This window comes from Actinophytocola xanthii (assembly GCF_001921205.1).
Classification (GTDB): domain Bacteria; phylum Actinomycetota; class Actinomycetes; order Mycobacteriales; family Pseudonocardiaceae; genus Actinophytocola; species Actinophytocola xanthii.
Window position 1 is genome coordinate 129,744 of sequence record NZ_MSIE01000031.1, and the last position, 8,064, is coordinate 137,807.

The 8,064-nt window shown below is 73.1% G+C and carries 8 protein-coding genes; 2 read left to right on the top strand and 6 right to left on the bottom strand.

Annotated features, from left to right (window positions below):
* Positions 1-14: 14 nt before the first annotated feature.
* From BU204_RS18035 to BU204_RS18060, 6 genes are all read right to left on the bottom strand, one after another.
* Positions 15-644: a hypothetical protein gene (locus tag BU204_RS18035; RefSeq protein ID WP_075126855.1), complete on the bottom strand. Its 630-nt coding sequence runs from the start codon at positions 642-644 to the stop codon at positions 15-17.
* A 44-nt stretch (positions 645-688) separates the two neighbouring features.
* Positions 689-2,023: an ABC transporter substrate-binding protein gene (locus tag BU204_RS18040; RefSeq protein ID WP_075126856.1), complete on the bottom strand. Its 1,335-nt coding sequence runs from the start codon at positions 2,021-2,023 to the stop codon at positions 689-691.
* Positions 2,020-3,015, bottom strand: a complete 996-nt coding sequence (locus BU204_RS18045; RefSeq protein WP_083661410.1) for a branched-chain amino acid ABC transporter permease — start codon at positions 3,013-3,015, stop codon at positions 2,020-2,022. Before BU204_RS18045 ends, BU204_RS18040 begins: the two co-directional genes overlap by 4 nt.
* A gap of 136 nt (positions 3,016-3,151) precedes the next feature.
* A complete protein-coding gene (locus BU204_RS18050; RefSeq protein WP_075126857.1) occupies positions 3,152-4,030 on the bottom strand; it encodes a branched-chain amino acid ABC transporter permease in 879 nt (292 codons plus the stop codon).
* A gap of 19 nt (positions 4,031-4,049) precedes the next feature.
* Positions 4,050-4,754: an ABC transporter ATP-binding protein gene (locus BU204_RS18055; protein ID WP_075126858.1), complete on the bottom strand. Its 705-nt coding sequence runs from the start codon at positions 4,752-4,754 to the stop codon at positions 4,050-4,052.
* Entirely contained in the window at positions 4,748-5,518 is a 771-nt protein-coding gene (locus BU204_RS18060; RefSeq protein WP_075126867.1) for an ABC transporter ATP-binding protein, read from the bottom strand. The genes BU204_RS18055 and BU204_RS18060 overlap by 7 nt, the downstream gene beginning before the upstream one ends.
* Before the next feature lie 198 nt (positions 5,519-5,716).
* On the opposite strand from BU204_RS18060, the gene BU204_RS18065 reads away from it, so the two are divergent.
* A complete protein-coding gene (locus BU204_RS18065) occupies positions 5,717-6,910 on the top strand; it encodes a PucR family transcriptional regulator (protein ID WP_075126859.1) in 1,194 nt (397 codons plus the stop codon).
* 99 nt (positions 6,911-7,009) lie between these two features.
* Positions 7,010-8,064 (top strand): MMPL family transporter (locus BU204_RS18070; RefSeq protein ID WP_158073477.1); only part of this gene is annotated, 1,055 nt, incomplete at its 3' end.

Below are 8,064 nucleotides of genomic sequence, written 5' to 3' on the forward strand. Positions count from 1 at the left end.
TGGAGCAAATCAAGTTAACGGGAGGGGTCTATATCGATCAGGTGACCGATCTGGCTCCACATGTGCAGCTCGCTCCAGAACGGAACGTGACCGATCGGCCACTGGTCGTTCGGGACCTCGTCCTGGGTCCTGCCGCTGGGGATGTCGGCGAGGGACAGAGCCGGAACGTACAGGTCGATCTGGTGGATGCTGAACACGGGTGAGTCGTCGGCGGAGCCGACGTACCAGTTGCTCCGGAGCGGTGTCAGGCGCGGTGCTTCGGCGAGTCGTTCTCCCGCCACCGCCGGGCGCCGCGCCTTCTCGCTCGGCCGTTCCCCCCAGCCGCGCCACCAGAAGGAGCCGTACTCGGCACTGAACAGGACGCCCTCCGCGGGCCAGTCGACAAGCTGCTGGGTCGCGTCCTCGTCGCGCAGCCGCCAGTCCGGGTAGGGAACCCACCGCAGGACGCCGTCATCGCCGCGGGGCGGCACGGGCAGGGCGACGGGGTGTGCCAGATGGAGCACGCGGCGCCACAGGGGTGGCATCTCGATGTCGAAGCGCTCCTGCGCCCGGTCCAGCTCCGCTGTGGTCAGACCGGGTTCCAGCTCGCAGTCGCCCCTGTCGGCCAGCCAGCGGACCAGCTTCTCGGCGTCGTCGGTGCTCACGGGTAGGACGATAGAGATCGTCCTACCCGCTCGCCGCACGTTTTCTACTCGACGGTTTCCTGGTCGGGGATGCCGTTCTCGGGTGGGCTGTCGGAGGCGGCGGAGTCGTCCTCATCGATCGGGGCGTCGCCGATGTCGGACACCAGCACCGGGGTGAGTTCCTCACCGACCCCGCCCTTGAGCTCGACCAACTGCATTCCGGAGACTCCCATGTGGCTGTCCGAGGAGAACCGGAACGGCGCCAGCGCGGGGCCCTCGAAGTCCCCGCCGGCGCGTTCGACGGCCTCGACGATGCCCTCGCGGGTCGGGTTCGGGCCGGCGGCCTGCAACGCCTGGACGAACGTGTACGCCTGGGACATCCCGTAGACGCGGTAGTTGGTCAGCTCCTCACCGTCGCCGTGGGCGTCCCAGACCTTCTGCCACAGCCGCATCCACGGGTCCTCCGGCGCGTCGGTGCCGGGGATGTACTCGGTGGTCATCACGCCGTCGAGCAGCTGGGCGCCACCCTTCACCGCGCCCTCGGAGAACTGGGCCAGCAGCGAGCCGACCAGGGCCGGGTCCGAGCCCACGTTGCTGTAGAACCACTTCGGCTGGTAGCGCAGCCGCAGCGCCACCAGCTGGCTCAGCGCGGTGTACGACGGCGTGGTGAAGCCGAGCACGAGGTCGGCCCCGGACGCCTGCAGCGCCGCGATCTGCGGGGCGACGTCGGTGTTGCCCGAGGTGTAGCGCTGCACGTCGACGATCTGGTCGTCGAGGAACCGCCGGACGCCCTTCTCGGCGTCCCGGCCGAAGTCGTCGTCCTGGAGGAACAGCCCGACCTTGGCGTCGGGCATGTTCTTCTTCACGTAGTCGCCGAGGATCTTGCCCTCGATCTCGTAGTCGGGCTGCCAGCCGAAGGTGAACGGCCGCTCCTTCGGCTTGTCGCCCCACTGCAGCGAACCCGAGGACACGAACAGGTCCGGCACCTTCTCGTCGTTGAGGAAGTCGACGACCGCGCCGTGGGTCGGCGTGCCGAGGCCGGAGACCATCGCGAAGATCTCGTCGTCCAGCACGAGCTCGTTGGTCACCTGGCTGGTGTTGGTGGGGTTGTAGGCGTCGTCGCGCACCACGAACTCGATGTTGCGGCCGTGCACGCCGCCGTTGGCGTTCACGTAGTCGTAGTAGGCCTTGTGCCCGGTGGGGATCTCGCTGTAGCCCGCCGCGGCCACGCCGGTCAGCGGGAAGTGCCCGCCGATCGTGACCGTGTCCTCGGTGATGCCGACCGTGGAGCCTTCCGCCGGAGCCTCCTCGCGCTCACCGCCCGCGCCACAGGACGCCAGCAGCGCGCCCGTGGCCACCATCGCGGTGACCACCACTGCCGATCTCGACCATCGCCTCATGTTTCGTGCCTCCCACTGGGTACTGGGCTGGATGACGGGGAAGTGCGGCGCCGGCGGACCCAGCCCGCGATGCCGGACGGGGCGAACAGCACGACGAGCATCGTGACCAGGCCGTAGGCCAACGGAGCCAGCTCGGCGGCTCGCACGTCGGACAGCCCCAGGTCCTGTCCGAGGGTCGTGGCGAGCTGGGGCAGGAACGTGAGCAGGGCCGCGCCCACCAGGGCACCGGGCAGGCTGCCCAGCCCGCCGAGGACGATCGCCGACAACAGCAGCAGCGACAGGGACAGCGTGAACCCGCTCGGCGCCGCGATCCTGGCCGACAGGGCCAGCAGCCCGCCGGCGAGCCCCGCGCAGGTCGCGCTGACCACGAACGCCAGCACGCGCGCCCGGCCCAGGTCGATCCCCGCCAGCTCCGCGGCCACCTCGTTGTCCCGCACCGCGCGCCAGGTCCGGCCGACCCTGCCGCGGGCCAGGTTGGCCAGCAGGACGAACGTCACGACCAGGCAGAACCAGCCGACGTAGCCGAGGTAGCGGCTGCGGCCGGGGTCCTGTCCGGTCACGAAGAACACCGCGTCGGCGAACCAGTCCGGGACCGCCGGCACCCGGACGGTGAGCCCCTGCTCGCCGCCGAGCACCCCGCTGAAGTGGAGGGGGATGCCGGGAACGGCGACGGCCAGCGCCAGCGTGGCGCCGGCGAGGTACGGCCCGTGCAACCGCGCGGCGGCCACCCCGACGAGCGCGCCGGCGGCGAGGGCCACCGCGGCCGCCGCCACCAGGACGACGGCGAGCGGCAGCGGGTTCTCGCCACGCAGCATCAGCGCCGCCGTGTACGCCCCGATCGCCATGAAGGCGCCGTGCCCCAACGAGATCTGGCCGTTCAGTCCGACCAGGACGGTCAGCCCGCCGGCGGCGATGCCGAAGTAGGCCATCGCCGCGAGCTGGCCGTTGCGGAACGCGTCGGTGCTCTCCAGGGCCACGGACACGGCCACCATGGCGAGCACCGCGAGCACCAGGTGCCGGCGCAGGGGAGTGGCGAAGAGGAACGCGCCGAGCCGACCTCCCCGCCGCCGGCGGTGTGCGGGTCGCTCCTGCCCGGCGCTGGTCTCCGTGCTCGTCTCGGTGGCCACGTCAGACCCTCCGCTCGCGGACGCGGGCGAACAGGCCGCCCGGGCGGACCAGCAGCACCGCCATCAGGATTGCCAGCGCCGCCAACGAGACCAGCTGGGAGCCGACGTACCCGCTGACCAGGCTCAGCGACAGCCCGAGGATCAGCCCGCCGGCGACCGCGCCGACCGGGCTGTCCAGCCCGCCGAGGACCGCCGCGACGAACCCGTACACCACCACACCGTCCATAAAGGACGGATGGACCAGCCCGCCGCCGGCGATCAGCAGGCCGGACAGGGATCCGACGACGGCGGCGAGCGCCCAGCCGAGCGTGAGCATCCGGCCGACGCGCACCCCGAGCAGCCGGGCCACCTCCTGGTTGAACGCGGAGGCACGCATCTTCAGCCCGACGTCGGTGTACCGGAACAACAGCACCAGCAGCACCACGACCGCCAGCACCGACAGGATCGTGAAGATCCCGAACCCGGTGAGCGCGATCGTCGTGTCCCCGACCTGGAAGCCGCGCAGCCCGAACGGCGCGGGGAAGGACCGGTAGCGGGCGCCGAAGACCAGCGCCGCCAGCGCGTGGAGCACGATGAACAGGCCCAGGGTGAGGATCACCGGGTTGATCTCCGAGCGCGGGTCGACGTACCGGATCACGAACCGCTCGACGAGCGCGCCGAGCACCAGCCCGCTCAGCAGCGCCGCGGCGAAGCCGAGCCAGTAGGAGTACCCGGCCTCGATGAGGACCAGCGCGACGTAGGTGGTGAGCATCGCCATCGGCGCCTGGGCGAAGTTGACGATCCGGGTCGCCCGCCAGATCAGCACCAGCGCCAGCGCGAACGCGGCGTAGACCATGCCGAGCGTCAGGCCGGTGAGGAGCGTGGTGAACAGCTGCTGCACGAGGATCCCCTTGTCGCCGTCAGAACCCGAGGTAGGCGTGGCGCAGGCGCTCGTTGCCGGCGAGCGCGGCGGCCTCGTCGGACACCACGACCCGGCCGAGGTTGAGCACCACGCCGCGGTTCGCGATCGACAGCGCGCTGCGGGCGTTCTGCTCGACGAGCACGACCGTGAGCCCGTCGGCCCGCACGAGCGTCTGGACCAGCTCGAAGATCTGCACCACGATCCGCGGCGCGAGCCCGAGCGAGGGCTCGTCGAGCAGCAGGACCCGCGGCCGGGCCAGCAGCGCCCGGGCGATCACCAGCATCTGGCGCTCCCCGCCGGAGAGCACGTGGGCCGAGGCCCGGTACCGCTGCGCGAGGATCGGGAACAGCGAGTAGGCCCGTTCGAGGTCGGCGGCGCCGACCCGGCCGCCGCGGCCGAGCGCGCCGAGCCGCAGGTTCTCCTCGACGGTCAGCTCGGTGATCACCCCCCGTCCCTCGGGAACGTGGGCCAGGCCCACCGCCGCCATGCCCTCCACCGGGACCGTGCCGAGATCCAGCCCGGCGAGGGTGACGCTGCCCCGGCTCGGCCGCACCAGCCCGGAGATCGTGCGCAGCAGCGTGGACTTGCCGGCGCCGTTGGCACCGAGCACCGCCGTGATCTCGCCTTCGGCGGCGTCGAAGCTCACCCCGTCGAGCGCGGTCACCGCCCCGTAGCCGGCCGTCAGGTCCCGGACGCTCAGCACGTGGACCTCCCGGGCTCCGCGGGGACGTCCTCGCCGAGGTAGGCGGCCAGCACCGCGGGGTCCTCACGGACCTCCTCGGGCCGGCCGCGGGCGATCACCCGGCCGAAGTCGAGGACCACGATGTCGTCGCAGACGCTCATCACCAGGTCCATGTGGTGCTCCACCAGCATCACCGACATCCGGTCGGTCAACCCGCGGATGAGCTCGCCGATCTCCGCCATCTCCTCGCCGGACAGCCCGCTGGCCGGCTCGTCGAGCAGCAGCAGCCGCGGCTCGGCCACCAGCGCCCTGGCCAGCGCCACCCGCTTGCGCACGGGGTAGGGCAGGCCGGCCGGCGTCCGGTCGGCGAGGTCGGCGATGCCCAGGCGGTCCAGCACGGCACCCGCCCGGTCGGCGAGCGCCCGTTCCTCGCGGGTGTGGCCGGGCAGCGCCAGCAGCGAGGACCAGAACGTGGTGCGGGCGTGGCGGCCGGCGCCGACCATGACGTTCTCCAGCACGGTCAGGTGCTCGAACAGGCCGAGGTCCTGGAGCGTGCGGGCGATGCCGAGCCCGGCCAGCCGGTGCGGGCGCAGCCGGTCGTGCCGCTCGCCCCGCCACCACAGTTCGCCGGCGTCGGGCCGCACGAAGCCACACGCCACGTTGAACAGGGTCGTCTTGCCGGCGCCGTTCGGGCCGATCACGCCGAGCACCCGGTTCGGCGGGACCTCGAGGCTGACGTCCGACAGCGCGACGAGGCCGCCGAAGGCCACCGAGACCCCGGCCATCGCGAAACCCGCTCCCGCGGTGTCAGCTCCGTCGATGTCCGGCAACGCGGCTCCCTACGCTGGGATCTGGTTGGCACAACCCTGGTCGCGGAGCACGACGAGCGACATGGGCGCGGCGCACAGAATCGGTAGGGCGAAACGACCCGATTCGGTCGCGGAGACTGGCCCTTCTGTGCACCGGGGTGCGAGAGTTCCGCCATGGACGCGGCGATGGAGCGCGAGATCCAGCACGCCTGGGCGTCGTTGCTCGGCCAGGTGAACGCGATCGCCGACGACATCACGCTGACCCTGATCGAGCGCGACCCGTACTGGTCGGAGCAGGGTCCCGCGCGGCAGGCCGACCTGCGCGCGAGCACCCGTGCGCACATCCGCGGCGGAGTCCGGGTGATGGCCGGGCGGGCCGACCCCGAACACCGGACGACCGACGTCTGGCGCGAGACCGGCCGGCTGCGCGCGCGGCAGGGCGTGCCGATGGACCGGGTGCTCAACGCCTACACGCTGGGCACCCGCACGCTGTGGGAGGCGCTGCTGCGCCAGGGCTGGGGTGACAAGCTCGACGAGCACCTGCTCGTGCTCGCCGGCCAACAGCTGTGGGCTGCCCTGGACGTCCAGAACGCGGTGCTGGTCGACGCCTACCGGCGGGAGAGCAACCGGCTGGAACGGCAGAACCTCCAGCGGCAGCAGAGCTTCCTCGACGGGCTGGTGGAGGGCCGGGGCACCGATCCCGAGTTCGCCAGGGAGGCCCGCCAGGAGCTCGGCATCGGGGCGGACGAGGCGGTCGTGTGCGTGGTCGCGCCGTTCAGCGACCCGCTCGACGAGCCGCTGCGGGCACCCCAGGACCGCCTGGAGCGGGTCGGGCTGCGCTCGCACTGGCATGTGCGCGGCGGCAACTTCTTCGGCCTGGTCCCGCGCGGTGCGCTGAGCGTCGGCCAGCTCGTCGAGGCGCTCGAGCCGTGCGTGGCGGGCCGGGTCGGGCTCGCGCCGTGCACCGACGGGCTGGCCGGGTTCGCCACCGCCTACCAGCTCGCCTCGCGCACGGCCGAGTCGCTGCCCCGGGGGAGCCAGCGGCTCGTCCCGCTCTCCGACCGGCTGCCCGAGGTGCTGCTCGCCGGCAGTCCGGAGGTGCTGCCGGTGCTGATCGCCGAGACCATCGGCCCGCTGCTGCACCAGCCGCCGCAGCTGTCCGAGACCTTGCTGGACACGCTGGCGACGCTGTTGGTCAAGGACGGCTCGCCGACCCACGCCGCGGAGGCGCTGTACTGCCACCGCAACACGGTGATCTACCGGATGAAGCAGATCGAGGCGCTGACCGGCCGGAGCCTGCAGCGGCCGCAGGACAAGCTCGAGCTGAGCCTCGGCCTGCTGGCGACGGGACGCAGTCTGGACGGCTGAGGCGGTCGTCAGCCAACCGTCAGGTCCGACGCGGCCGGACCGTCAGGCGGCGGCGGTGTGCTGGGGCTGTCCGACCCACGACCCCGGGAGCCCGCCGTCATGGCCGCATTCCTCTACCGGCTCGGTGCCCTCGTCCACCGGCGCCGCCGCACCGTCCTGCTCGTCTGGCTCGCCGTCCTCGGCGCGGCCGCCGCGCTCGCCGCCACCGCCGACGGCTCCTACGAGGACGACTTCTCGATTCCCGGCTCGGCCGCCCAGCGCACCCTCGACACGGTCGAGCAGCGGTTCCCCGCCGCGGCCGGCGCCTCCGCGCAGGTGGTGTTCGTCGCGCCGCCCGGCCGCCGGGTCGCCGAGTTCCGCACCGTCGTCGCGTCGACCGTCGCCGCCGCGGCGACCGCACCGCGGGTGGCGGCGACGGCCGACCCGTTCACCGCGGGGACCGTCTCGGCGGACGGCCGCGTCGCCCTCGCCACCGTGGCCTACCGCGAGGACCGGACGCGGCTCCCGGACGGCACCCTCGAGGCGCTGGCGGACGTGTTCGACCCCGCCCGCGAGGCCGGGCTGCGGGTGGAGCTCGGCGGGCCGGCCTACGCCGACGGGGCCGGCGAGGGCGGCCAGGGCAGCGAGGCCGCGGGCTTGCTGGTCGCGCTGGTCGTCCTCGCGGTCACGTTCGGCTCGCTGGCGGCGGCCGGCCTGCCGCTGCTCACCGCGCTGCTCGGGGTGGCCGTGAGCCTCGCCGGGCTGGCCGCGGTCGCGGGCGTGCTGACCGTGCCGGCGACCGCGCCGCCCATGGCGCTCATGCTCGGGCTCGCGGTCGGCATCGACTACGCGCTGTTCATCCTCGCCCGGCACCGGTCGCAGCTGGCCGCGGGCATGCCGGTCGCCGAGTCCGCCGCCAGCGCGACCGGCACCGCCGGCACCGCCGTGGTGTTCGCCGGCCTGACCGTGGTCATCGCCCTCGCCGGCCTGGCCGTCGTCGGGATCCCGCTCCTGACCGCGATGGGGTTCGCCGCGGCCGCCGCCGTTCTCGTGGCGGTACTGGTGGCGGTCACCCTAGTTCCGGCCGTGCTGGGCCTCGCCGGCGACCGGCTCCGGCCACGGCCCGGCTCCCGGGCCGCCCGGCGCGAGGCCGGGGAGGGCCGGCGCCCCGCCGG